This is a genomic window from Streptomyces azureus (genome assembly GCF_001270025.1).
GTDB lineage: Bacteria > Actinomycetota > Actinomycetes > Streptomycetales > Streptomycetaceae > Streptomyces > Streptomyces azureus.
This window is the reverse complement of the sequence record NZ_DF968278.1, coordinates 1-24,203: the sequence shown is the minus strand read 5'-3', so window position 1 is coordinate 24,203 and position 24,203 is coordinate 1. Positions and strand designations below refer to the sequence as shown.

Annotated in this window: 22 protein-coding genes and 1 pseudogene; 16 read left to right on the top strand and 7 right to left on the bottom strand. The window is 72.2% G+C overall.

Going from position 1 to position 24,203, the window contains the following annotated elements; translation table 11 throughout:
• Window positions 1-14: 14 nt before the first annotated feature.
• Window positions 15-1,277: an ABC transporter substrate-binding protein gene (locus AOQ53_RS17570; protein WP_059418366.1), complete on the bottom strand. Its 1,263-nt coding sequence runs from the start codon at window positions 1,275-1,277 to the stop codon at window positions 15-17.
• 319 nt (window positions 1,278-1,596) lie between these two features.
• Here AOQ53_RS17570 and AOQ53_RS17565 point away from each other — a divergent pair, with 319 nt between their 5' ends.
• A complete protein-coding gene (locus AOQ53_RS17565; RefSeq protein WP_059418364.1) occupies window positions 1,597-2,781 on the top strand; it encodes an ROK family transcriptional regulator in 1,185 nt (394 codons plus the stop codon).
• 106 nt (window positions 2,782-2,887) lie between these two features.
• On the opposite strand, the gene AOQ53_RS17560 is transcribed toward AOQ53_RS17565, so the two are convergent.
• Complete coding sequence (locus AOQ53_RS17560; RefSeq protein WP_059418362.1) at window positions 2,888-4,276, bottom strand: glycoside hydrolase family 43 protein; 1,389 nt, start codon at window positions 4,274-4,276, stop codon at window positions 2,888-2,890.
• Between the two features lie 240 nt (window positions 4,277-4,516).
• Here AOQ53_RS17560 and AOQ53_RS17555 point away from each other — a divergent pair, with 240 nt between their 5' ends.
• The 7 genes from AOQ53_RS17555 (at window position 4,517) to AOQ53_RS17525 (ending at window position 11,447) form a co-directional block, all read left to right on the top strand.
• The gene (locus tag AOQ53_RS17555) at window positions 4,517-5,941 is read left to right on the top strand and encodes an amidase (protein ID WP_059418360.1); all 1,425 of its coding nucleotides are present in this window, start codon (window positions 4,517-4,519) and stop codon (window positions 5,939-5,941) included.
• A gap of 73 nt (window positions 5,942-6,014) precedes the next feature.
• Window positions 6,015-6,461, top strand: a complete 447-nt coding sequence (locus AOQ53_RS17550) for a type II toxin-antitoxin system PemK/MazF family toxin (protein WP_059418357.1) — start codon at window positions 6,015-6,017, stop codon at window positions 6,459-6,461.
• A 255-nt stretch (window positions 6,462-6,716) separates the two neighbouring features.
• Window positions 6,717-8,030: an ergothioneine biosynthesis glutamate--cysteine ligase EgtA gene (gene egtA, locus AOQ53_RS17545; protein WP_059418356.1), complete on the top strand. Its 1,314-nt coding sequence runs from the start codon at window positions 6,717-6,719 to the stop codon at window positions 8,028-8,030.
• Window positions 8,027-9,364 (top strand): ergothioneine biosynthesis protein EgtB, encoded by a 1,338-nt coding sequence (gene egtB, locus AOQ53_RS17540; protein ID WP_059418355.1) that lies wholly within the window; start codon window positions 8,027-8,029, stop codon window positions 9,362-9,364. Before egtA ends, egtB begins: the two co-directional genes overlap by 4 nt.
• Window positions 9,364-10,155 carry an ergothioneine biosynthesis protein EgtC gene (gene egtC, locus AOQ53_RS17535; RefSeq protein ID WP_059418354.1) on the top strand — a complete coding sequence of 264 codons (792 nt, stop codon included), beginning with the start codon at window positions 9,364-9,366 and terminating at the stop codon, window positions 10,153-10,155. The genes egtB and egtC overlap by 1 nt, the downstream gene beginning before the upstream one ends.
• Window positions 10,152-11,114 carry an L-histidine N(alpha)-methyltransferase gene (egtD, locus tag AOQ53_RS17530; protein ID WP_059418353.1) on the top strand — a complete coding sequence of 321 codons (963 nt, stop codon included), beginning with the start codon at window positions 10,152-10,154 and terminating at the stop codon, window positions 11,112-11,114. Before egtC ends, egtD begins: the two co-directional genes overlap by 4 nt.
• A gap of 117 nt (window positions 11,115-11,231) precedes the next feature.
• Entirely contained in the window at window positions 11,232-11,447 is a 216-nt protein-coding gene (locus tag AOQ53_RS17525) for a dodecin (RefSeq protein WP_059418351.1), read from the top strand.
• A gap of 42 nt (window positions 11,448-11,489) precedes the next feature.
• On the opposite strand, the gene AOQ53_RS17520 is transcribed toward AOQ53_RS17525, so the two are convergent.
• Together AOQ53_RS17520 and AOQ53_RS17515 are read right to left on the bottom strand one after the other, a co-directional pair.
• Window positions 11,490-11,735 (bottom strand): hypothetical protein, encoded by a 246-nt coding sequence (locus tag AOQ53_RS17520; protein WP_059418350.1) that lies wholly within the window; start codon window positions 11,733-11,735, stop codon window positions 11,490-11,492.
• A gap of 111 nt (window positions 11,736-11,846) precedes the next feature.
• Window positions 11,847-12,341 (bottom strand): phosphatase domain-containing protein, encoded by a 495-nt coding sequence (locus AOQ53_RS17515; RefSeq protein WP_059418382.1) that lies wholly within the window; start codon window positions 12,339-12,341, stop codon window positions 11,847-11,849.
• A gap of 951 nt (window positions 12,342-13,292) precedes the next feature.
• Here AOQ53_RS17515 and AOQ53_RS46335 point away from each other — a divergent pair.
• The 6 genes from AOQ53_RS46335 to AOQ53_RS17490 all read left to right on the top strand — a co-directional run bounded on the left by AOQ53_RS46335 (window position 13,293) and on the right by AOQ53_RS17490 (window position 18,420).
• A complete protein-coding gene (locus AOQ53_RS46335) occupies window positions 13,293-13,448 on the top strand; it encodes a hypothetical protein (protein ID WP_236711714.1) in 156 nt (51 codons plus the stop codon).
• On the top strand, window positions 13,445-14,500 hold the full coding sequence (locus AOQ53_RS17510; protein ID WP_236711713.1) for a right-handed parallel beta-helix repeat-containing protein: 1,056 nt from the start codon (window positions 13,445-13,447) through the stop codon (window positions 14,498-14,500). Before AOQ53_RS46335 ends, AOQ53_RS17510 begins: the two co-directional genes overlap by 4 nt.
• Window positions 14,501-14,934: 434 nt before the next feature.
• Complete coding sequence (locus AOQ53_RS17505) at window positions 14,935-15,381, top strand: DUF485 domain-containing protein (protein WP_059418349.1); 447 nt, start codon at window positions 14,935-14,937, stop codon at window positions 15,379-15,381.
• Complete coding sequence (locus AOQ53_RS17500; RefSeq protein ID WP_059418348.1) at window positions 15,375-16,970, top strand: sodium/solute symporter; 1,596 nt, start codon at window positions 15,375-15,377, stop codon at window positions 16,968-16,970. Before AOQ53_RS17505 ends, AOQ53_RS17500 begins: the two co-directional genes overlap by 7 nt.
• Window positions 16,971-17,072: 102 nt before the next feature.
• Window positions 17,073-17,243: a 50S ribosomal protein L32 gene (rpmF, locus tag AOQ53_RS17495; protein ID WP_010043581.1), complete on the top strand. Its 171-nt coding sequence runs from the start codon at window positions 17,073-17,075 to the stop codon at window positions 17,241-17,243.
• A 4-nt stretch (window positions 17,244-17,247) separates the two neighbouring features.
• Complete coding sequence (locus tag AOQ53_RS17490) at window positions 17,248-18,420, top strand: GTP-binding protein (protein ID WP_059418347.1); 1,173 nt, start codon at window positions 17,248-17,250, stop codon at window positions 18,418-18,420.
• Here the strand turns inward: AOQ53_RS17490 and AOQ53_RS17485 are convergent.
• Window positions 18,363-19,094, bottom strand: coding sequence for a nucleotidyltransferase domain-containing protein (locus tag AOQ53_RS17485; RefSeq protein ID WP_059418346.1), 732 nt, complete (start codon window positions 19,092-19,094; stop codon window positions 18,363-18,365). The genes AOQ53_RS17490 and AOQ53_RS17485 overlap by 58 nt on opposite strands.
• Window positions 19,095-19,239: 145 nt before the next feature.
• Here AOQ53_RS17485 and AOQ53_RS17480 point away from each other — a divergent pair, with 145 nt between their 5' ends.
• Both AOQ53_RS17480 and AOQ53_RS17475 read left to right on the top strand, forming a co-directional pair.
• A complete protein-coding gene (locus tag AOQ53_RS17480; protein WP_059418345.1) occupies window positions 19,240-20,238 on the top strand; it encodes an LLM class flavin-dependent oxidoreductase in 999 nt (332 codons plus the stop codon).
• 11 nt (window positions 20,239-20,249) lie between these two features.
• The gene (locus AOQ53_RS17475; protein ID WP_059418344.1) at window positions 20,250-22,598 is read left to right on the top strand and encodes an ATP-binding cassette domain-containing protein; all 2,349 of its coding nucleotides are present in this window, start codon (window positions 20,250-20,252) and stop codon (window positions 22,596-22,598) included.
• A gap of 504 nt (window positions 22,599-23,102) precedes the next feature.
• Here the strand turns inward: AOQ53_RS17475 and AOQ53_RS17470 are convergent.
• A complete protein-coding gene (locus AOQ53_RS17470; protein ID WP_059418343.1) occupies window positions 23,103-23,918 on the bottom strand; it encodes a lysophospholipid acyltransferase family protein in 816 nt (271 codons plus the stop codon).
• A pseudogene (locus AOQ53_RS17465) lies at window positions 23,918-24,203 on the bottom strand (GNAT family N-acetyltransferase); the annotation flags it as partial. The pseudogene AOQ53_RS17465 and the gene AOQ53_RS17470, both read right to left, overlap by 1 nt.

Here is a 24,203-nt window from a genome sequence, read left to right as displayed (position 1 = left end):
CCTGTCAGGGCCCCTCAGGCGATCTTCTTGAGTTCGGCCTCGACCCGGGTGCGGGCCTTGGCCACCTCGGACTCGGGGTTCTTTCCGCTGACCACGGCGTTGTTCACCATGTCCTGGGAAATCGTCACCATGGCCTGGGTCCAGTACGGGTCGTCGTAGTGCCCCTTGGTCTCGAAGAGCTTCACCGCCTCGGCGGCGGTACCGCTCTGCAGCTTGGTGGCCTTCGCCGCCAGGCTCTTGCGCGGGGGGATGTGGAAGCCGTAGGAGGTGCACCAGTCCTCCTGGAGCTTCGTCTGCTCGATCCACAGCCACTTCACGAACGCCTTGGCCGCGTCGACATCCTTGGCCTTGGCGCTCACGTAGGTGGACCAGCCGCCGTTGTAGACCACCGGGCGGCCGGCGCTGCCGATGCCGGGCAGGGGGACGATGCCGAAGTCGTCTCCCAGTGCCTTCTGGATGCCGGGCATCGCCCACAGGCCGCACCACTGCATCGCCGTCAGGCCCTGGATGAACGCCGACGGATCCCACCAGTCGGTGGGGGCGCCGAGCAGCAGCGTCTTGCTGGTGTAGAGCTCGCGCATCTTCTTCAGGCCCTCGACGGTCGCCGGGGTGTCGAAGGCGACCTTGTGGTCGGCGGTGAGCAGTTCGCTGCCGGTGGCCCAGATCAGGGGACTGGCCAGGATGTCGCTGCCGCCCTTCAGGCCGAGGTACAGGCCCTTGACCCCGCCCTTGTCGAGCTTGCGGGAGGCGTCTATCAGCTCGTCGAAGGTGGTCGGGGGCTGGACGCCCGCCTTCTCCAGCAGGCTCTTGCGGTAGTACAGGAACTGCGGGTCGTCGATCATGCGGATGCCGTCGACCGAGTTGGCGGCCAGATCCTTCTCCGTGAAGTCGGACTTCACGTCCGCGATGATGTCGTCCAGCGGCACGATCTGCCCGGACTTGGCCATCTGGACGTCGGGGTGGAACTCGAAGACGTCGGGGCCGTTGCTGGAGACCAGGCCGCTGGAGAGCTTGGAGGCGTAGTCACCGGGGATCCACTGCACCGACACGTCGGCCTTGGTGTACGCCTTCGCGTACCGCAGCGCCGCCTGCTGGGTGCCCGCCTCGCCGTACTGGTGGTACCACTGGCTGATCGCCGCCTTACCGCCGGTGGAGCCGCCGTCGCGACCGGTGTTCCCGCCGCACGCGGCGAGGAATCCCGCCGCCGCCACGGTGCCGGAGGCGCGCAGGAAGGATCTGCGGCCGAACGCTCTGCGCGGGTTTTGCTCAGGGGACATGGGCACCTCTGCTGTGAAGAACGGGTGTGGGCCCGGACCCCGGGGACGAGGCCGCGACGGCGGGTGATGACGCTGTGGACGGCCGCGGAGGGCGGCCGGTATGAGCGCGACGCGAAGCCCGCGGGGTGGGAGGCACGCAATCGGAGGGGGGAATTCCTGCCGCTGGCATGTGGTGCAGCGATCAGAGCGAGACGCAGGTTATGCCCACTACACCCCTTCGTCAACAAGTCAGAAAAAGTCCGTGCCCGGCAGTTCCAACGGCGTACACCCAGTGGATACGATCAGGCTCCCCAGCTCCATCCAGCACAGGACGGCGTCGTTGAAGCGGACGTACCAGGACATACGCCGGACCAACCGTTTCGCGGTGATGCGGCATCTCATCGCCTCGGCGCCCGTCGTCAGGCGCGACATCGCCGCGGCCACGGGCCTGTCGGTGGCCACTGCCTCCGACATCGTCAGCGAGTTGCACGAGCTGGGGCTTCTGGCCGAGATCGGACAGCAGGCCTCGGGAGGCGGACGCCCGCGGAACCTTCTCGCGCCCGCCCGCGAGGGCCCCCGGCTCATCGGCGTCGACATCGCCGAGACCTACGTCCACGTCGAGGTCTTCGATCCCGCTCTGCGGGTTCTGGCCAGAGCCGAGTACGAACTGCACCCGCACGCCAACTCGCCGGGCTACGTCGTGGACCGTATCGTCCGCGGAGTCGACGACGCGATCGCGCAGGCCCAGGTGGATCGCGGCAGGATTCTCGGGGTCGGCGTCAGCATTCCCGGCCAGGTACGGCCGGACGGCACGGCCTCCGTCTTCGCCCCGAACTGGGAGTGGAACGACGTGCCACTACTGGACCTGCTCACCGATCGGGTCCCTGATGTGCCGGTCTTCCTCGACAACCCGTTGCGTGCGAGCACCGTCGCCGAACTGTGGTTCGGCGCCGCTCGCGGCCACGACAACGTCGCCGTCCTCACCCTGGGAACCGGCGTCGGCGCGGGCCTGGCCGTCCAGGGGGCGCTCTACCGCGGGGCCACGAACACGGCCGGCGAATGGGGCCACACCAACCTGGTCATCGACGGCCGCCAGTGCCGCCGCGGATGCGTCGGATGCGTGGAGACCTACGTGGGCGCACCCGGCATCATGCAGCACCTCGCGGAGACCGACCCGGACAGCCCGCTCCTGCACCCCGACGACCAGACGGCGACCATCAACGCCCTGGCCACCGCCCACGCGGCCGGCGACCCGGCCGCACAACGGGTGATCGCCACGACCGGTCAGTACCTCGGCATCGCCATCGCCGACCTGATCAACCTGTGCAACCCGCAGCTCATCGTGCTCACCGGCTGGGTCGCCGACAGACTGGGAGGCGCCGTCCTGCCGTACGTGCGCGCCACCGCCGCCCGTTACGCACTCGCCGAGCCCTGGGAAGGCACCGAGATCAGTCTCTGCCCCATCGACCGCAACCCGGTCAGTCTCGGCGCGGCGACCCTCGTCCTGGAAGGATTCCTGTCCTGACACTTCTGCTGCGAGAGGCTCCAGCCTGAGGACAGAACCCCCGGGCGTCTGGAGGGAGGTATCTCGCAACCCCCAGCACAATTGCCCAGGTCAGCAGGGGTGCAGGTCACGCCCAGGCAGCCACCGGCACGAACGAACTGTCCTGCCGGAACAACTCCGTTCCATTCGGGCGTTCCACGCGGAGCTGGTAGGCGTAGTGGCGCAGGTAGTACCCGGGGTAGTTGTACGACTCGAAGCGGACGGAGCCCGATGACGTGCCGGTCCGGAGGACGAACGTGGCGTCCTTGGCGAACGTGCTCGTGCCGTCGTTCGGGTCGAAGCGGGCGCGGAAGTCCCAGTGGCGCAGGTAGTTGCCGGCCGCGTCGCGGAAGGAGTAGCCGCTCGCGTCGGCCAGGCCGGCGACGACCGTGAAGGTGGCGGCCCGCTTCTCGGCGGTGGTGCTGGAGCCGCTGACCACGGGCAGGTTGAGGAGCGAGGACTGCTGCTGCCAGTAGCGGGTCGAGTAGTTGGCCGACCGGAAGGAGCGGGTGGTGTTCCGGGCCAGGCTCGGGCCGCCCGCGACCGTCTCCTTGATGACCGTGAAGTGCCGTGCCGTGCCGGAGATCCCGGGCAGTGCGGCCGGTGCCGTCCAGGTGGCGAAGGTGTCGTAGCTGTCGCTGTAGTAGTAGTTGCCGTCGCCGTAGCCGTCGAAGAAGATGCGCCAGCCGCCGTTGTCGAGCTGCACCAGCGCCGGGCCCTCGCGGTAGCTGCCCCAGCCCGCCCAGTCACCCGTCCTGCGGATCGTGTACGGGCCGGCGAGGTTCGAGGCGGTGGCGTACTCGATGTACTTCGTCGTCTCGTTCTTCGGGAAGGCGTGGTACGTCGAGCCGATCTTCACGATGAACGTGTCGATGTGGTTGGCGCCGATGCCCGCGAGCGCCACTGGTGAACTCCAGGCGGTCAGGGCGGAGTTCGTGGCCCTGAGCAGGTACGGCGTGAAGATCCACTGGTCGTTCGTGGTGGAGCAGGACACGATGATGTTGACGCTGCCGTCGCTGTCGACGAACCATTCGGGCGCCCAGGCGCGGGAAAGGTTGGCGACGGGGACGGTGTAGTTGTACAGGAACGTCCAGTTGACGCGGTCGGAGCTGCGGGCGAAGCCGATGGTCGTGCTGGTGTCCTGCCAGGTGCGGGTGGTGTAGGTGACGTAGTAGTAGCCGTCGGTGTGTCTGATGACGCTGGCGTCGCGGATGCGGCCCGCCGGCGGCGTGTACGCGGAGGAGCGCAGCAGCCGGAAGTCGGTGGCGTCGTCCGACTGGTAGACGTTGACCGTGCCGTCGTTGCTGTTGAGGAACGGCACGATCGTGTACCGGGTGGCGGAGCCGTTCGGCGGTGCGGCGGCCAGGGCGCTGCCGAGCAGTCCGGGGGCCTCGCCCAGCAGCAGCGCGGAGGCGGGCAGGGCGGCCAGGGCACGCAGCAGTGTGCGGCGGGACGGGGCGGCTGGGTGTGAGGTCACGGGCGGCTCTCCCTGAGACACGAGGGTCGATATGTCGAACAAAGTTCGGCAACTCGATCAGAAGCGGGGGCTCAGAAAATAAGGGCGGGGCAGAGAGGCGTCAATGGTTTGAACGAGCGCCGATGAGCCCAGTGAGGTAGATGTGGCCGATGGGTGAAATTCCACTCCCGTCGTCGGCGTTCCACCACCGGCCATCGGACGTTACCGTTCGGTAGAGGAGTTGCTTCCGGAGGTGTCCGTATGACGCTCGACCGTGCCGCAGGCCTTGCGGAGACCGCGCGAGCGCTGGCCGCCGGGGACGTGACGTCCCGGGCGCTGGTCGAGCGGGCGCTGGCGCGGATCGAGACGACGCAGGGCAGCATCAACGCCTTCCGGATCGTCCGGGCGGAGGCGGCGCTCGCCGAGGCCGAGGCCGCCGACCGTCAACTGGCCGCGGGCGTGAGCAAGCCGCTGCTCGGGGTGCCCGTGGCGGTGAAGGACGACATGGACGTGGCCGGCGAGCCGACCGCCTTCGGCTGCTGCGGGGAGTTCCCGCCGGTCGCCGAGGACGGCGAGGCGGTACGGCGGCTGCGCGCGGCCGGGGCCGTGATCGTCGGCAAGACCAACACCTGCGAGTTCGGGCAGTGGCCCTTCACCGAGGGGCCGGCCTTCGGCGCGACCCGCAATCCGTGGAGTACGGCCCATACGCCCGGTGGCTCCTCGGGCGGCTCGGCCGCCGCGGTCGCCGCCGGTCTGGTGCCCGCCGCGCTCGGCTCGGACGGCGCCGGCTCGGTGCGGATCCCGGCCGCGTGGACCCATCTGGTCGGAATCAAGCCGCAGCGCGGCCGCGTCTCCACCTGGCCGCGCGGCGAGTCCTTCCAGGGCATCACCGTCAACGGCACCCTGGCCCGTACGGTCGCCGACGCGGCCCTGCTGCTGGACGCGGCGAGCGGCAACCACGCCCAGGACCCGCACAAGCCCCCGGCCGTCGACGCCTCGGCGGCCGTCGGCCGCGACCCCGGGCGGCTGCGCATCGCGCTCGCCCTCAAGCCGCCGTTCACGGCGGTGCCCGCCCGGCTCCTGCCGGAGGTGCGGACCCGGGTCGTCGAACTCGCCGACCGGCTGGCGGCCTTGGGGCACACGGTCGAGGAGGCGGACCCGCCGTACGGGCAGATCGGGCTGACCTTCGTGCCGCGCGCGACCGCCGGGATCGCCGAGCGGGTGGCCGAGGCGCCCTTCCCGGCGCTGCTGGACCGGCGCACCCGGGGCTCGGCCCGGCTGGGCCGGCTGCTCGGCGGGGCGCCGCTGCGGGCGGCCCGGCGGGCGGAGACCGTCCTGCACCGCCGTATCGGCGGGTTCTTCACCTCGTACGACGTCGTCCTCGCGCCCACGACCGCCGCTCCCCCGCCCCGGATCGGCGCCCTGCTGGAACTCAGCGGTTTCGCCACCGACCGGGCGATGATCGCCGCCTGCCCGTACGCCTGGCCGTGGAACGTGCTGGGCTGGCCGGGCGTCAACGTGCCCGCCGGTTTCACGGCGGACGGTCTGCCCGTCGGGGCCCAGTTGCTGGGCCCGGCGAACAGCGAACCGCTGCTGGTGCAGGTGGCCGCGCAGTTGGAGGCGGAACTGCGCTGGCACGAGAAGTGGCCGGCTCCGCCGGTCACGGAGCGTTCCGCTGCCGCCTGAGCGGCCGTACCGGTCCGGCAGGGGCGGATGCCTCGGTGATCGGGCCCGTGGGGGCAGCCTCTAGGGTGCCCCCGTGACCGCGTTTACCGATGAGAACGTCCCGGGCCGCTCCGGCCCCTCCGCCACCGTCCAGGCCGATCCGCGCGAGGTGGGCCGGGTGCGCACCGAGTACTCGCCCGCGCACGACGGCGACCCCGACCCCGGCGAGATCGTCTGGACGTGGGTGCCCTTCGAGGAGAACGACGGGCGCGGCAAGGACCGCCCGGTGCTCGTGGTCGCCCGCGAGCCTGCTGGGACGTTCCTCGCCGTGCAGTTGTCCAGCAAGCGGCACGACGGCCATCGCGAGTGGGTGCCGATCGGCAGCGGTCCGTGGGACCGGTCGGGCCGCGAGTCGTGGGTCGACGTGGACCGGGTCCTGCGTCTGCACGAGGACGGCATGCGCCGGGAGGCCTGCGCCCTGGACCGTATGCGGTTCAACCTCGTAAGGCACCGGCTGCGGGAGCGCTACGGCTGGAGCTGAAGGCCTTCTCGAAGGCGCCCCGCACCCCGGAGTGCCACCGCCCCCACCGTACGGTGCAACGGAGTTTTCGCCACCGGAGAACACCAGGGAAAACGCCGGGAAACGTCCGGCCGCCCCGGATGACCGCCCCGGAACGCCCCGGTTCGCCCCCTTGTGCCGAACGACACGAGGGACTTGGGTGGGACGAGTGATCCCGGCCCGGGCCGCCGAAGAGCCCGGACCGGTGGCATGGTGGAATCTCAGGAGGATCCCGACATGTCCGATGCGTCTACCGCACCGGCGGGTGGCTGTACCGAGCCGCACCCCGCCCTGTCCGAAGCCGAGGTCGAGGCCCTGGTCCGCGGCATCTGCTTCAAGACCGGCCCGCCGCGCCGCCTCGGTGTCGAGGTGGAATGGCTCGTCCACGAGCTGCGCGCACCGCAGCTCCCCGTCACACCCGAACGACTCGGCGCGGCCTACGCCGCACTGCGGCCCCTGTCCCTGAGGTCGGCGCTCACCGTGGAGCCCGGCGGCCAGCTGGAGCTGAGCTCGCCCCCCGCCGGCTCACTGACGGAAGTCATCGCCACCGTCTCCGCCGACCTCGACGCCGTCCGCGCGGTCCTGCGCGACAACGGCCTCACGCTGGTCGGCCTCGGCCACGATCCCTGGCACGAACCCCGCCGGTTCCTGCGCGAACCGCGCTACGACGCCATGGAGACCTGCCTCGACCGCATCGGTCCCTCCGGCCGCGCCATGATGTGCACCTCGGCCTCCGTACAGGTGTGCGTGGACGCCGGACACGAGGAGCCGGGGCCCCTCGGTCACGTGCGCCGCTGGTGGCTGGCGCACCATCTGGGCCCGGTCCTGGTGGCCGCGTTCGCCAACTCCCCGCTCGCCGGTCACCGGCCGACCGGCTGGCTGTCCACCCGGCAGCTGGTGTGGACCCGGATCGGCCCCGGCCGGGCGGGCGGACCGCCGCTGGACGCCGACCCGCGCGGCGCCTGGTCCCGGCACGTGCTGGACTCGCCCGTGATGTGCGTACGGCGCGACGGCGGGCCCTGGGACGTCCCGGAGGGCCTCACCTTCCGGGAGTGGATCCGCACGGGCGTCCCCCGGCCGCCCACGCGGGAGGATCTGGACTACCACGTCACGACGCTGTTCCCGCCGGTCAGGCCGCGCGGCCACCTCGAACTGCGCATGATCGACGCGCAGCCCGGCGACGACGGCTGGATCGTGCCGCTGGCCGTGGTGGCGGCGCTGTTCGACGACCCGGAGACCGCCGAGACCGCCTACCGGGCCGTGAAACCGCTGGCCGAGCGGACGCTGGGGCTGCCCGCGCCGCACAACCCGCTGTGGCTCGACGCGGCCCGCAGCGGGCTGGCCGACGCCGAGCTGCGCGAGGTGGCCGTCACGTGCTTCACGGCCGCGCTGGACGCCCTGCCCCGGCTCGGCGCCGCGCCGGAGGTGAAGGACGCCGTCACGGCCTACCTGGACCGCTACGTCGTCCGGGGTCGCTGCCCCGCCGACGACCTGCTCGACCGACAGCGCGGCACGGACGGTCGCGCCCACGGGAAGGACCCGCGCTCATGACCGACACCAGCCCCGCCGTCGACGCCGATACCGCCGACCCGGAGGTTCTCCGCGAGCGCGCGGTCGCCTCGCTGGTCGTCGCCCGCGACCGCACCACCCTGCTCACGAGCTGTGTCGAGGACCCCGACCTGACCGCGCAGCACTCGCCGCTGATGTCGCCGCTGGTGTGGGACCTGGCGCACATCGGCAACCAGGAGGAGCAGTGGCTGCTGCGGGCCGTCGCCGGGCACGAGGCGATACGGCCCGAGATCGACGGCCTCTACGACGCGTTCGAGCACCCACGGGCCGAGCGGCCGAAGCTGCCCCTGCTGTCGCCCGCCGAGGCACGCACGTACGCGGCGGATGTGCGTGGCCGCGCGCTGGACGTGCTGGAGAAGGCCGCGTTCCACGGGACGCGGCTGACGGAGGCCGGGTTCGCCTTCGGGATGATCGCGCAGCACGAACAGCAGCATGACGAGACCATGCTGATCACCCATCAGCTCCGCCGGGGCCCGCAGGCGCTGACAGCGCCCGACCCGGAGCCGGCGCCGCTGTTCACCGGCCCCTCCGAGGTCCTCGTCCCGGGCGGCCCGTTCACGATGGGCACCTCCGGCGAGCCATGGGCCCTGGACAACGAACGGCCCGCCCACCGGCGCGAGGTGGCGCCCTTCCGGATCGACACCACGCCGGTGACGAACGGCGCGTACCAGGCGTTCATCGAGGACGGCGGCTACGACGACCCGCGCTGGTGGACGGCGGACGGCTGGGCTCACATCCGCCGGAACTCCATCTCGGCCCCGCTGTTCTGGCGGCGGGACGGCAGGCAGTGGCTGCGGCGGCGTTTCGGCGTCACCGAGGTCGTTCCGCCGGACGAGCCGGTGCTGCACGTGTGCTGGTACGAGGCGGACGCCTACGCCCGCTGGGCGGGACGCCGGCTGCCCACGGAGGCCGAGTGGGAGAAGGCGGCCCGGTACGACCCGGCCGGCGACCGTTCCATGCGCTACCCGTGGGGTGACGCCGACCCGGGCCCGGAGCACGCCAACCTCGGCCAGCGGCATCTGCGTCCGGCGCCCGCCGGGAGCTACCCGGCCGGCGAGTCGCCGCTCGGCGTACGGCAGTTGATCGGCGACGTGTGGGAGTGGACGGCGAGCGACTTCCTGCCGTATCCGGGGTTCAGGGCGTTCCCGTACAAGGAGTACTCGGAGGTCTTCTTCGGGTCCGACCACAAGGTGCTGCGCGGTGGTTCGTTCGCCGTGGACGCGGTGGCCTGCCGGGGCACGTTCCGCAACTGGGACTACCCGATCCGGCGGCAGATCTTCTCCGGGTTCCGCACGGCCCGTTCGGAGGACGTCTGATGTGCCGTCATGTGGCGTACGTGGGACCGCAGGAGCCGCTGGGCCGGCTCCTCGTGGAGCCCCCGCACGGCCTGTACCGGCAGTCGTGGGCGCCCCGGCGGCAGCGGTACGGGACGGTCAACGCCGACGGTTTCGGGGTCGGCTGGTACGCCGAGGGCGACCCGGCGCCGGCCCGCTACCGCCGGGCCGGGCCGATCTGGGCGGACCTGTCGTTCGCCGATCTCGCCCGGGTCGTACGGTCCACCGCACTGCTCGCGGCGGTGCGGGACGCGACGCTGTCGGGCGCGGACGCGGAGGCCGCGGCGGCGCCGTTCGCCGCGGGGACCTGGCTGTTCAGTCACAACGGGGCGGTGAAGGGCTGGCCCGGCTCGCTGGCGCCGGTGTCCCGCAGCCTGCCGCCGGAGGACCTGCTGTCGCTGGAGGCCCGCAACGACTCGGCGCTCGTCTGGGCCCTGGTCCTGGCCCGGCTGCGAAGCGGCGACGAGCAGGGCCAGGCACTGGCCGACACGGTCCTGGAGGTCGCCGCGGCTGCCCCCGGTTCCCGGCTCAACCTCCTGCTCACCGACGGCGACACCATCACCGCGACCGCCTGGGGCGACACCCTCTGGTACCTCACCCGGCCCGGCGACGGCACCGTCGTGGCCTCCGAGCCCTACGACGACGATCCGCAATGGCAGGAGGTGCCCGACCGCACCCTGCTCGCGGCGAGCCGCACGGACGTGCTGCTCACGCCGCTCAAGGAGCCGACCGACGCCTTCGTGGCCGCACTCCCCGAGGAGCCCCGTACGTGAGCCCGTTCCGCCTCACCCGCACACTGCCCGAGGACGCCACGGACGCGGCGCTGCGCGCCGACGTCCACCGGGGTCTGACCGGCCGTCCCAAGACGCTGCCGCCGAAGTGGTTCTACGACGCGCACGGCAGCGACCTCTTCGAGAAGATCACCGAACTGCCCGAGTACTACCCGACGCGCGCCGAACGGGAGATCCTCCTCGCCCGCTCCGGCGACATCGCCGCGGCGACCCGGGCCCGCACCCTGGTCGAGCTCGGCTCCGGCTCCTCGGAGAAGACGCGGCATCTGCTCGACGCCCTGACGGACCTGCACACCTACGTCCCCGTCGACGTCAGCGAGAGCGCCCTCACCCAGGCCGGGCAGGCGCTCGCCGCCGAGCGGCCGGGGCTCGACGTGCACGCGCTGATCGCCGACTTCACCGCGGAACTGACACTGCCCGGCACGCCGGGGCCCCGGCTGGTGGCGTTCCTCGGCGGGACGATCGGCAACCTGCTGCCCGCCGAGCGCGCCGCGTTCCTGGCGTCCGTGCGTGCCCTGCTCGCCCCGGGCGACGCCCTGCTGCTGGGCACGGACCTGGTCAAGGACGAGGAGGTGCTGGTCCGCGCGTACGACGACGCGGCCGGGGTGACGGCCGCGTTCAACAAGAACGTGCTCACCGTGATCGACCGCGAGCTCGGCGCCGACTTCGAGCCCGCCGCGTTCGACCACGTGGCCCTGTGGGACGCCGAGCACGAGTGGATCGAGATGCGGCTGCGCTCCCGTACGGCGCAGACCGTGAAGGTGCCGGCGCTCGGCCTCGCCGTCGACTTCGCGGCGGGCGAGGAGCTGCGCACCGAGGTGTCGGCGAAGTTCCGGCAGGAGGGTGTGCGCGCCGAACTGTTCGCGGCGGGGCTGGGCCTGACCCACTGGTGGACGGATGAGGCGGGCCGGTTCGCGCTGTCGCTGAGCGTGGCGCGCTGACACCGGCAGCACCCCTGGACGGCGGCGGGGCGGGAGACGACGTCTCGCGCTTCGCCGCCGCTTGGGGCACGGTGGAGTGACGCGCGGCACATCCGTCACAGAATCAGGAGCAGCGGCATGTCGAACCACACCTACCGGGTCACGGAGATCGTCGGCACCTCCCCCGACGGCGTCGACCAGGCCATCCGCAACGGCATCGGCCGGGCATCGGCGACCCTGCGCAACCTGGACTGGTTCGAGGTGACCCAGGTGCGCGGACAGCTCGAGAACGGGCAGATCGCGCACTGGCAGGTGGGGCTCAAGGTGGGCTTCCGGCTGGAGGAGTCGGAGTAGCCCGGGTAGTCCGAGCAGTCCGGCGTCCTCCGAACGGCCGACTCAGTCCGGCAGAGGCGCCGAGGTGGAACGACCCGGCCGCTCGCCCTCCGGCGGGTAGTCGCAGTCGATGCTGCTCACCTCCCGGTCGCCGTCCTCGGAGTCGACGATCGCCACGCCCGTGCAGGCCCGGCCGTGTTCGTCGGTCCAGGTGACGATCTCACTCCGGTCGGGCTCGGTACAGCCGGTGAGCAGCACCGCGCCGACGAGCGCCGCTGCCGCGAGCGCGCCCCTACGACGTCCCTTCATGGCATCCCCCGTATGTCCGCTGTCCGCTGTCCGGGCACGAGTGCGCCGGTGCGGCCTGCTTCCTGGCAAGGAGATACCCGCCGGAGGTAAACACTCCTCCAACTCGTGCTCTCAGGTGCGCCCTTCCCGCTCCTGCGCCACCTTCAGCTCGGCGGACCTGGCCGCCCAGTCGGCCCGTACGACGGTGAAGCCCGCGAGCCGGGCGTCCTCGCAGACCAGTTCGTCGTCGTCCACGAGGACACGGACCTCGCGCGTGCGGGCGAGCCGCCGCAGGATCTCCAGCTTGGTGAACCGGGCGGGCCGGCGATCGGCGTCGCGCCGCATGTACACCCGCCCCTCGGGCAGCTCCTGCAAGGCGAGCCAGTCGAGCGTGTCGCGCCGACAGCGCTCGGGCCGCCCGGTGAGGTAGACGATCTCGCACTCCCGCGCGCTCTCCTTGACCAGCGCGATGCCCTCCGGGAGCGGCGGGTCCTGCGGCGCCGCCGAGAAGAAGCCGTCCCAGTCCCGCGGCCTGCGCTCCAGGAACCGCTGCCGGTGCGCGGTGTCGGCGAGGGTGTTGTCCAGGTCGAACACGGCCAACGGGGCCTTGCTGCGGTCGTCATTCACGCTGCCCACCCTAGAGCCGTCCACGGTTCCCGTCGTCCGACCCCGTCCAAGCCGACCGCGAGCGCCGGTGGCCCGCGGCGGCGAGTCCACTGCGCGGGCCCCGGTCCTCGGAAACGCGGAACCGCGCCCAGTGCCGACCCCTCACCCCGCACCACCGGCGACGCCGACAGCCCCGCCCCGGCCTGCGCGCCCACCTCCCCCGGCCCCCGTCCGCGTCCCGGGCCGTCCGCCCCGGCCAGGCCGACCGCGAGCGCCGGTGACACGCGGCGGCGAGTCCACTGCGCGGGCCCCGGTCCTCGGGCACACGGGGCCGCCCGGAGCCGACCCGCCACCCGGGCGGCCAGTCCGCTGCCCTGCTCCCGGTCGGCGGCAACGCGGGGCCGCCCCATGAGCCGATCCGTCACCCCGCCCCACGCCCGGGCCCCGGTCCACAGGAACGGGGGCCGTGCCCATGCCCGGCCCGTCACCCGGTCGGCGAGTCCCCAGCCCGGCTCCCGGTACGCAGGACGCGGGGCCATGCCCGGAGCCGGTTCATCGCCCCGCCCCACGCCCGGGCTCTGGTCGGAAACGGGGTCTTGCCCGGGGCCAGCCCGCCACACGAGCGACGACCCTGCTGCCCAGATCCCGGTACGCAGGAACACGGGGCCGCGCCAGGAGCCCTCCGCAGCCCCGGCCCGTCCCAGGTTCCAGCCCCAGGCCCCGAGAACGGGGCCGTGCCCACGGCCAGCCCGCCAACGGGCGGCGAGTCCCTGCCCAGCTCCCGGTACGCAGGAACGCACGGCCGTGCCCAGGCCGGCCCGCCACCCACCCCCGCCGACGACGCCCGGCAGCCTTGCCGCGGCCGCGCCCGCACTCGGCCCCGGCCGCGTCCCGTACCCCGGCAACCTCCACCCCCCGGGCGGCCACTGCTCTGCGACACCCACACAGGCACAGACACAGGCAGGAGGCCGCATGCGCAACGCAGCGATCTGGTCGGTGGCGATGACGGGGGCCGCAATGGTCATGGCGCTGGCCGGGCCGGCGTGGCCTGCGGCCGCCGCGGGCGCGACCCTGGTCGTGGCGCCGAACGGGGACGACTCCGCCCCGGCACGCCCGCCCGGCCGTTGAAGACCATCCAGCGGGCGGTGGACCTCGCGCGGCCCGGCGACACCATCAGCGTGCGCGGCGGGACGTACGCCCTCACCGACAACATCACCATCACCACCTCGGGGACCGCCTCCCAGCCCATCACCCTCTCGCCCCACCAGGGCGAGCGTGTGGTCGTCGACGGGGAGAAACTGTCCGCCAGTCACACCCCGGTCGGCGGCAGCATCCCGCGTGCCGAGCGCGGTGCGGTCCACATGGAGGCGTCGCACTGGCGGATCTCGGGTCTGGAGATCGTCAACGGCCCGTACGGTGTGTACTGCGACGGCTGCAACAGCAATGTCTTCGCGCGCCTGAGCACGCACGACAACTACGAGTCCGGTTTCCAGCTCCAGGGAGCCTCCAGCGGCAACCAGATCCTGAACCTGGACAGTTACGGCAACCGCGACCCCCGCAAGAACGGTGAGAGCGCCGACGGCCTGGCCGTCAAGGAGGGCAGTGGTTCGGGCAACGTGGTGCGCGGCGCCCGGCTGTGGAACAACGTCGACGACGGCTTCGACGCCTGGAAGTTCGCCTCACCGATCACGATCGAGAACACGGTGGCGTACGGCAACGGCTTCAACCGCTGGAACTTCCCCGACTTCGCGGGCGACGGGAACGGCTTCAAACTCGGCGGGGGCAGCCCGGCCCCGGCCGTGGCCCACACGGTCCGGGGCAGCGTCTCGTTCAAGAACGCCAAGCACGGCTTCACCGACAACGGCAACCCGGGCTCCCTCGTCCTGAGCCGCAACTCCACGTACGGCAACGCCGGTACGGGTTTCGACGCCGACGTCTCGGCCGGGACCGCCAGGCTCACCGGCAACCTGTCCGTCGCGGACCAGCGCCCGGCGGCCGTCGGGACCGGGACCGTCGCCGACGGCAACTCCTGGAACGTCGGTGGAACTTGGGACGCAGCCTCGGTACTGAGCACTGACCCGGGTCCGCTCACCGGCCCCCGGGCGGCGGACGGCTCGCTGCCGAAGGCGCCGGCGTTCCTCGTCCCCCGGTCCGGCACCGCCGTCGGCGCCCGCTTCTGACCAGGCCGGCCGGGCTGTCAGACGGCACGGTGCGCTGTGAGACAGCCTGGCCGGGAGAAATGGTCCGTACTCTTCACGGACCGATCCTTTCCCGCAGGCCGTCGCAGTTTCACCAGCCCTGCGACTGTGGCATGAACCAGCCACGAGCAGAGGTTGATCGTCCGTCACAGTTGATGGCTCAAGCGTCGCACTGACATACTCCGCATTCAGCCTCGCCACTACCCGTGGCCGAGGCTGATTCGGGGATCTCCACACAGAACCCCGAGGCCGTCCGCGTGAATCCGAACAGCGAGTTTTTCGGTTTCACGAGACCCCCACAGAGCCCGCACCCCCACAGTGCGTCCGGCGTTCCTCCACCCTGCTCGAAAACCGGACGAGACCACTGACTCGAAGGGGTCGAGTGCGGGGCACGTAGCAGCGAAGAAGGTGCGCCTGTGCCCGAATTTCCACCGCGACGGGATGACACTCCCACATTCCCGCTTCCGCACATCGAACACGCTCCGCCGCCTCGCATATCCGACCATCCCGAATTCCACTCCCTGCGTCGCGCGCAGCGCCGGTTCGGCGCCCGGGCGACGATCCTGTCCGTCGGCGGATTCCTGCTGTATGTGCTGTTGTCGAGTTTTGTGCCCGCGGTGATGAACCAGCCGCTGTTCGGCCACCTCACGATCGGACTCGCCCTCGGTCTCGGGCAGTTCGTCATCATGGGTGTGACCGCGTGGTGCTACGTCCGGCACATGCGCACCCGGGTCGATCCGCTCGCCCGCGGCCTGAGGTCCCGGCAGTACGAGAACGAGAACCGCCGCACCCGCCCGTCGGCGCCGTCCCAAGGGGCCGGGCAGCCCGTCCAGCCCGGCGCGAGGGGGTTCCGCACGTGGTGACGATCGCCGCCATCGACGACAGCAGCCTCCAGCTGACGTTCGTACTGTTCCTGACCGTCGTCGTGATCACCCTGTTCACGGCACTGCTGACGGCGCCTCAGCGCGACGAGATCAGCGAGTTCTACCTCGGCAACCGCACCATGTCGCCGTTGCGCAACGGCCTCGCCATGTGCGGCGACTACCTGTCCGCCGCCACCCTGCTGGGCAGCACCGGACTGGTCGCCCTGACCGGGTACGACGGACTGATGTACCTCGGCGGCACCACCGTCGCCTGGATGATGGTGCTGCTGCTCATCGCCGAACCCCTGCAACGCACCGGGAAGTTCACCTTGGGCGACACGGTGGCGCTGCGCCTGCCCCGGCAGCAGCGGCCCGTGCGGGTGGCGCTGGCCGTCTGCATCCTGGCCATCACGACCCTCTACCTGGTGGCCCAACTCGTCGGCAGCGTCGCTCTGCTGACGCAGTTCACCGGCGCGCCGAGTGACACCACCCGCACCCTGTGCGTGGCCGTGATCGGTACCTTCGTGATCCTGTACGCCTCCCTCGGGGGCATGCCCGGAGCGACGGTCATCCAGATCATCAAGGCCGTGATGCTGATCGCGGGCGTGCTGTTCACGGCGGGCTGGGTGCTGCACCGCTTCGACTGGAACCCCAACGCGCTGCTCGAGAGGGCGGCCGACCGCAGCGGAACCGGTCTGACGTTCCTCGAACCGGGGCTGCGCTACGGCGGCACCGTCAGCAACAAGCTGGACTTCCTCAGCCTCGAACTGGCCATCGTGCTCGGCCTCGCCGCCCTTCCGCACGTGCTGATGCGGCTGCTCGCCCCGCGCAGCAGCAGCGTCCTGCGCCGCTCCGTCCTGTGGGCCATCGGCCTGGTCGGCGCTGTCTGCTTCGGGGCCGGCATCCTCGGTCTCGGGGCCACCGCGCTCCTCGGCCGGGACGCCATCGAGAGCACGGACCGCACCGGCAACGCCTCCGTCCTGCTGCTCGCGCACGAGCTGGGCGGCAGCGTCCTCACCGCGCTGCTGACCTGCCTGGCGTATCTGACCCTGCTCGCCGTGGCGGTGGGCCTGACCCTGGCCGCGGCCTCGTCCCTCGCGCACGACCTGTACAGCGAGGTGATCCGCAAGGGCCGGGCGAGCGAGACGGAGGAGCTGACCGTCGCCCGGCTGTCCGGGGCGGTCATCGGCATCCTCGGCATCCTGCTGGCCCTCGTCGCCTGGGGGGCGAACACGGCGACGCTGGCGTTCCTCGCCTTCGCCATCGCGGCCTCCGCGATACTGCCGACGATCATGTACACCCTCTTCTGGCGCCGCTTCACGGCGAAGGGAGCACTGCTCAGCCTCTACGGCGGCCTGCTCAGCTCCGTCCTGCTCGCCGTGTTCTCCCCCGTCGTCTCCTCCGCCCCGGCCTCGTTCTACCCCGAGGCCGACTTCGCCTGGTTCCCGCTCCAGAACCCCGGCATCGTCTCCATCCCCCTGGGCTTCCTGCTGGGCTGGCTCGGCACGGTGCTGGACAAGGGCCCGGCCGAGGACAGCACCGCACACGAGGAGTTCGAGGTGCGGATGCTCGTGGGCGCCGACGACTGACGCACCACCGGGACATCGGTGCCGGACACCGGGGACGCGAATTGTTAATGGGTTCCATTTTCATGTAGCGTCCTCGGTGCCTGTCCACCGAGGAGGAGTCCCATGGCTGTCCCGAAGCGGAAGATGTCCCGCAGCAACACCCGTCACCGCCGCGCCCAGTGGAAGGCCGCCACGCCGACGCTGGTCCCGGTCACCGTCGACGGCGTGCGTCACCTCGTACCGCAGAACCTGGTCAAGGCCTACGAGCGCGGGCTGCTGCGCCCCGAGGGCTGACACCGTGTCGTACGAACGGCTGCCCGTCACCGTCCTCTCCGGATTCCTGGGGGCGGGCAAGACCACCCTGCTCAACCATGTCCTCGGCAATCGCGAGGGGCTGCGCGTCGCCGTCATCGTCAACGACATGAGCGAGGTCAACATCGACGCGGCCCTGGTGCGCGGCGGCGAGGCCGCCCTGTCGCGGACCGAGGAACGCCTGGTCGAGATGACCAACGGCTGCATCTGCTGCACACTTCGCGACGACCTGCTGGAAGAGGTGGACCGGCTGGCCCGCGAGGGCCGGTTCGACCATCTCCTCATCGAGTCGTCCGGGATCTCCGAGCCGATGCCCGTCGCGGCCACCTTCGCCTTCGCCCGTGACGACGGCGCCACCCTCGACGACGTGGCCCTGCTGGACACCATGGTCACGGTCGTGGACGCGGCCAACTTCCTCGCCGAGCTGGACAGCGGCGACGACCTCGCCGAGCGGGGCCTCGCCCCCTACGAGGACGACGAGCGCACGGTCAGCGATCTGCTCGTCGACCAGGTCGAGTTCGCCGACGTCCTGGTCCTCAACAAGCTCGACCTGGTCGACGAGGAGGCGGCAGCCCGGCTGCGGGCGGCCCTGACCCGGCTGAACCCTGTCGCCCGGCTGGTCCCGGCGACGCACGGCCGGGTGGACCTCCGCCAGGTGCTCGGCACCCGGCTGTTCGACCTGGAACGCGCCCAGCAGGCGCCGGGCTGGGTCCGGGAACTCAACGGCGACCACGTGCCCGAGACCGAGGAGTACGGCATCTCCTCCACCGTCTTCCGCTCCGAACTCCCTTTCCACGCCGCAAGGTTGTGGACGTTCGTCACGGAGGAACTGGACGCCGGGACGTACGGGCGGATCCTGCGCTCCAAGGGCTTCTTCACCCTGGCGAGCCGCCCGCACGTGACGGGCCTGTGGTCACAGGCCGGCTCCGTCGCCCGCTTCGAACCTTCCGCGGCCCGAAACGGGGACACCCCGTTCGCGCAGGAGCTGGTGTTCATCGGCACGGGGCTGGACGCCCCGGCTCTGCACACCGCCCTGACCGACTGCCTGATGGCGCCCGGCGAGCCCGTGCCGGTGGACGACCCGTTCCCCGCCTGGGACACCTACGGCATCGACGAGGCCTGCGAGCACGAGCACGACGTGGCCGTCTCCGCGGTGTAGAAGAGGCCGCGGACCCGGCGCAGCCACGCCTCGACGGCCGCCTCGTCGGGCCGCTCGGGCAGCACGGTGGGCGTCTCGTCGAAGGCGGCCTCGTAGTGCCTGAGCAGGGGCAGCGCGGCCGCCGGGTCGGCGGCGACGCGCTCGCCGAAGGCGTGGTACTCCTCGGGGTCCTCGACGCGGATCTCCAGTCGGCCGGTGGTGTACAGCGACAGGCCCTGGTGGCACAGCCGCTTCAGGTGCCGGGCGTGCTTCGCGGTGCGCTTTCGGGTATCCGCAGAGAACGAGCCGTCGCCGCGGTTCTCGAGCCGGCGGAACTGCTGGGTGGCGTAGCCGAGATAGGCGTCCCGGACGCGCTTCGCGCACAGGAACGACGCACGTATGCCGATCAGTTCGTCGCCCAGCGGGGTACGCACCTCGTACAGCTCGTCCGGGAGCCACACCAGTTCCATGGCGGTCGGATTGCCGCCGAGGGCGAGCCGGCACCACTTGGCGGCCTCGTGCAGGGTGCGGTCCGGTGCCGTGGTGACGTGGGACTCCTTCGGCGTGTGGAGCCCGTGCAGAGCCTCGGTGGGCGCGGCGAACATGCCGAGGCGGTCGATGTCCGAGCCCTGATGGGCCAGGCCGTACGCGGTCGAGCCGACGATGCCGGACAGCAGGATGTTCGCGACGGCCATGGCCGGTCCCCTCTTTTGGTGCTCTGCACCCGGCGGTGCCGGGCCGTGCCGCTCCATTGTCCTGACGTGCGGGGATGCGGTCACCGGGTTTTCGGCGAGGCGGCACCGGCGGGAATGCCACGATCCGTCACGCGTTGAACCCGGTGTGAGTTCCTCGATCGCCTCCACCCGTTTCTCCGTCCTCGACCGCTCCCGCACCCGCGAGGGGCACACGCATCCCGAGGCGCTGCGCGACACCGTGCGCCTGGCCGGGGAGTTGGAGGGGCTCGGGTACCACCGGCTGTGGGTCTCGGAGCATCACGGGGTTCCCGGGGTCGCTGGTTCCGCTCCGACCGTGCTGGCGGCCGCCGTCGCCGCCGCGACGCGGACGATCCGGGTCGGCACCGGCGGGGTGATGCTGCCCAACCACCGGCCGCTGGTCGTGGCCGAGCAGTTCGGGGTGCTGGAGTCGCTGTTCCCCGGGCGGATCGACATGGGTCTGGGGCGGTCCGTCGGCTTCACGGACGGGGTGCGCAAGGCCCTGGGCCGTGACAAGGAGGATGCCGAGGACTTCGAGGCCCAGCTGCGGGAGCTGCTCGGCTGGTTCCTGGGCACCTCCCCGACCCGAGTGCACGCCCGTCCCGCCGAGGGACTGACCGTGCCGCCGTTCGTCCTGGCCATGGGCGAGGGCGCCGGCATCGCGGCCCGCGCGGGCCTGCCCATGGTCATCGGCGACTTCAGGAACCGGGAGAAGATGCGGCGCGGCATCGACCACTACCGCGAGCACTTCCGCCCCTCGCCCTGGGCGAGCGAGCCGTACGTGGTCGTCTCGGGCACGGTCGCGGTGGCCGGGACCCCCGAGGAGGCCCGGCGGCTGCTCGTCCCGGAGGCCTGGGCGATGGCGTACTCCCGCACGCACGGCACCTTCCCGCCCCTGCCGCCCGCCGAGCGCGTCGAGGCGCTCACCATGACCGGCAAGGAACGCCGCTTCTACGAGTCCGGCCTCACCGACCACATCGCCGGGACCGAGGAGCAGGTCGCGCACGAGCTGGAGACGATGCTCAAAGAGACGGGGGCACAGGAGGTCCTGGTCACCACCAGCACGTTCGACCGCGAGGCGCTGCTGGACTCCTACCGGCGGCTGGCCGCGATCACCTCCGGTTAGAGTCGTTGCCCATGCACGACCCCCACCAGGCCCACGACCCGTACGTCCGTGTCCGCGGCGCCCGCGAGCACAACCTCAAGGGCATCGACGTCGACATTCCCCGGGACGTGCTGGCCGTGTTCACCGGCGTCTCCGGCTCGGGCAAGTCGTCGCTGGCGTTCGGCACGATCTACGCGGAGGCGCAGCGGCGCTACTTCGAGTCGGTCGCGCCGTACGCGCGCCGGCTGATCCACCAGGTGGGCGCGCCGAAGGTCGGGGAGATCACCGGTCTGCCGCCGGCCGTCTCGCTCCAGCAGCGCCGGGCGGCGCCCACCTCGCGCTCCTCGGTCGGCACCGTCACCAATCTCTCCAACTCGCTGCGGATGCTGTTCTCCCGGGCCGGCACCTACCCGCCCGGCGCCGGGCGTCTCGACTCCGACGCCTTCTCGCCCAACACGGCGGCCGGGGCCTGCCCGGAGTGCCACGGGCTCGGCCGGGTCCACCGTACGAGCGAGGAGTTGCTGGTCCCCGACCCGTCGCTGTCGATCCGCGAGGGCGCGATCGCCGCGTGGCCGGGCGCCTGGCAGGGCAAGAACCTGCGGGACGTCCTCGACGCCCTCGGGTACGACGTGGACCGGCCGTGGCGGGAGCTGCCAGCCGACGAGCGCGAGTGGATCCTGTTCACCGACGAGCAGCCGGTGGTCACCGTGCACCCGGTGCGGGAGGCGGACCGGATCCAGCGGCCGTACCAGGGCACGTACATGAGCGCCCGGCGGTATGTGATGAAGACCTTCTCGGACTCCAAGAGCCCGACCCTGCGGGCGAAGGCCGAGCGGTTCCTCACCAGCGCCCCCTGCCCGGCCTGCGGGGGCAGCCGGCTGCGGCCCGAGGCGCTGGCGGTGACGTTCGGCGGCCGGACCATCGCCGAGCTGGCGGCGCTGCCGCTGGTGGAGCTGGCCGCCGGTCTCGACGCGACGTCGCAGACCGCCCGGGTCCTCACCGACGACCTCACCTCCCGCATCGCGCCGATCGTCGAACTCGGCCTCGGCTACCTCAGCCTCGACCGGCCCGCCCCCACCCTCTCCGCGGGCGAGCTGCAACGCCTGCGCCTCGCCACCCAGCTGCGCTCCGGCCTGTTCGGTGTCGTCTACGTCCTCGACGAGCCGTCGGCGGGGCTGCACCCGGCGGACACCGAGGCGCTGCTCGTCGTGCTGGAGCGGCTGAAGGCGGCCGGGAACTCGGTGTTCGTGGTGGAGCACCACCTCGATGTCGTACGCGGGGCCGACTGGCTGGTCGACGTGGGTCCACACGCGGGCGAGCACGGCGGGCGGGTGCTGCACAGCGGCCCGGTCGCCGGGCTGGCGGCCGTCGAGGAGTCGGCGACTGCCCGCTACCTGTTCGACCACTCCCCCACCCCGGCGCGCGAGGTGCGCGAACCGAGCGGGTGGCTGAAGACCGGCCCGGTCACCCGGCACAACCTGCGCGGTGCGGCCGCCGAGTTCCCGCTCGGCGTGTTCACCGCGGTCACCGGGGTGTCCGGCTCCGGCAAGTCCACGCTCATCGGGGAGATCACGCAGGACACGGCCGGGGTGGGCCGGCTGGTCTCGGTCGACCAGAAGCCGATCGGACGCACCCCGCGCTCGAACCTCGCGACGTACACCGGCCTCTTCGACGTCGTGCGCAAGGTGTTCGCGGCCACCGACGGGGCGCGCGAACGGGGCTTCGGCGTCGGCCGGTTCTCCTTCAACGTGGCGGGCGGGCGCTGCGAGACGTGCCAGGGCGAGGGGTTCGTCAGTGTGGAGCTGCTGTTCCTGCCGAGCACGTACGCGCCCTGCCCGGACTGCGGCGGGGCCCGGTACAACCCTCAGACGCTGGAGGTGACGTACCGGGGGCGGAACATCGCGCAGGTGCTGGACCTGACGGTGGAGAGCGCGGCGGAGTTCTTCGCGGACACCCCGGCCGTCGCCCGCAGCCTCGGCACGCTGCTCGACGTGGGTCTGGGTTACCTCCGCCTCGGCCAGCCCGCGACCGAGCTGTCCGGCGGCGAGGCCCAGCGCATCAAGCTGGCGAGCGAACTCCAGCGCGGTCGGCGCGGCCACACGCTCTACCTCCTCGACGAGCCCACGACCGGCCTCCACCCGGCCGACGTGGACGTCCTGATGCGCCAGCTGCACGGCCTCGTCGACGCCGGGCACACCGTGATCGTCGTCGAGCACGACATGTCCGTCGTCGCGGGCGCGGACTGGGTCGTCGACCTCGGCCCGGGCGGCGGCGGTGCGGGCGGCCGGATCGTGGCGGCGGGGCCGCCGGCGGAGGTGGCGAGGTCCGAGCGGAGCAGGACCGCGCCGTATCTCGCCCGTACGCTGTCCAGGGGTGGCTGAGACCGGTCGAGGAACGACTGGTCACCCACCTGCCGCCAGGCGGGAACGCGTCCCGCCCCCGTGTCCCTCCCGGCACGGCCGGTCCCCGCGCGGCGGCGGAAGGGCAACGTCCTCAGCGCTCTGCGCGCCCGCGCAACTGCCCCGTACGGCCAGCACCCCCACAGCGGTCGAAGGGCAACGTCCTCGGCGCCCCGCCTTCGTCCGCGCCGCCGCCCGTGACGGGGCCGCCACCGCGGCCGGTCGCGGCGAGCGCCAGGCGGCGCGGCCACCGGCCCGCGCCGGGCCGGACACGGCACCACCGCCAGGCCGGTACGCGCCCTGTGCCACCAGCGCCGTGTGCGCCCGAGCCACCCGCCGCAGCCGGTCGCGCCGAGAGCCAAGGTAATCCGCCCCGGCACCACCGCCAGACCGTTACGCGCCCCAAGGTGATCCGCCCCGGCCACTGGCGCCACCGGGCCACCGGGCCGGACCGGGCATGGCGCACCACCGGACCGGTACGCCCCCCTACGCCACCAGCACCGTGTGCGTCCACGCCGGCGCCGCCGTCTCCTGAGGCTGGGCGGAGTGGGCCAGGGAGCGGCGGTCGGAGTGGGTGCCCGGGGGGATGGGGGCGCGGACCTCGACCTCGGCGACCAGGCCGCGGGCCGTCGCCACCCGCCACAGGGAGGCGAGCAGGGTGTCGTCGCCGACGAACGCGGGGGCGGTCGTGGTGGTTCCGCCGGTGAGCCGGTAGCGGATCCGGACCGGCTGGACCGGCACCCCGGCGTCGAGGGCGGCCTGGAAGACGGCCCGGCGGAAGGTGCCCTGGGCACGGCCGCACCAGGTGCTGCCCTCGGGGAAGGCCGCGACGGCGGTGCCCTCGCGCAGGGCCCGGGCGATACGGTCGACGGTGTCCGGGAGGGCCCGCAGCCGGTCCCGGTCGATGAACAGGGTGCCGCCGCGGGCGGCCAGCGGCCCGGCGACGGGCCACCGCCGGACCTCGGTCTTGGCCAGCATCCGGGCGGGGCGTACGGCGGCGAGCAGCGGTACGTCCAGCCAGGAGATGTGGTTGGCGACCAGCAGCAGTCCGCCGGTGGGGACGGCGGCGCCGGTGACGAGGACCCGGACCCCTGCGGCCCGCACGATCCACCGGCACCACCGCCGGACCATGGGCGCCGGTATCCGAGCGCCGAGCAGCGACAGCACAATCCCCGCGAGCAGCAGCAGGACGACCCCGGTGAGCCGCAGCACGGCACGCGGCACGGCAAGCGCCGTCGCCCCCGCCGGAGCTTCCACACAGGCCCGCGGTGTGCAGGGCGCGGTGGGCAGCCAGGCACTCATCAGGCGGGTACGAGGGACAGGAAGTGCCGCAGGTAGCGCGGGTTGACCCGGCTCATCGGCAGCAGCACGTACAGGTCGGCGACGCCGAAGTCCGGGTCGTGGGCCGGTTCGCCGCACACCCAGGCGCCGAGGCGCAGGTAGCCGCGCAGCAGGGCGGGCAGTTCGACGCGGGCGGCGGGCGCGGGGCCCGGGACCCACGGCAGCAGCGGCCGGACGCGGTACTCCTGCGGCGACAGGTGCTTGGCGCTCACCCGGTCCCAGGTGGCGGAGGCCAGGGCGCCGCCG

Bases quoted from the DNA above. Each gene is read 5' to 3' on its own strand.
- AOQ53_RS46335 (WP_236711714.1), top strand. From the start codon at position 13,293: ATGCGCAACGCAGCGATCTGGTCGGTGGCGATGACGGGGGCCGCAATG.
- egtC (WP_059418354.1), top strand. From the start codon at position 9,364: ATGTGCCGTCATGTGGCGTACGTGGGACCGCAGGAGCCGCTGGGCCGG.
- AOQ53_RS17525 (WP_059418351.1), top strand. From the start codon at position 11,232: ATGTCGAACCACACCTACCGGGTCACGGAGATCGTCGGCACCTCCCCC.
- AOQ53_RS17475 (WP_059418344.1), top strand. From the start codon at position 20,250: ATGCACGACCCCCACCAGGCCCACGACCCGTACGTCCGTGTCCGCGGC.
- rpmF (WP_010043581.1), top strand. From the start codon at position 17,073: ATGGCTGTCCCGAAGCGGAAGATGTCCCGCAGCAACACCCGTCACCGC.
- egtA (WP_059418356.1), top strand. From the start codon at position 6,717: ATGTCCGATGCGTCTACCGCACCGGCGGGTGGCTGTACCGAGCCGCAC.
- AOQ53_RS17470 (WP_059418343.1), bottom strand. From the start codon at position 23,918: ATGAGTGCCTGGCTGCCCACCGCGCCCTGCACACCGCGGGCCTGTGTG.
- egtB (WP_059418355.1), top strand. From the start codon at position 8,027: ATGACCGACACCAGCCCCGCCGTCGACGCCGATACCGCCGACCCGGAG.
- AOQ53_RS17520 (WP_059418350.1), bottom strand. From the start codon at position 11,735: ATGAAGGGACGTCGTAGGGGCGCGCTCGCGGCAGCGGCGCTCGTCGGC.
- AOQ53_RS17555 (WP_059418360.1), top strand. From the start codon at position 4,517: ATGACGCTCGACCGTGCCGCAGGCCTTGCGGAGACCGCGCGAGCGCTG.
- AOQ53_RS17570 (WP_059418366.1), bottom strand. From the start codon at position 1,277: ATGTCCCCTGAGCAAAACCCGCGCAGAGCGTTCGGCCGCAGATCCTTC.
- AOQ53_RS17485 (WP_059418346.1), bottom strand. From the start codon at position 19,094: ATGGCCGTCGCGAACATCCTGCTGTCCGGCATCGTCGGCTCGACCGCG.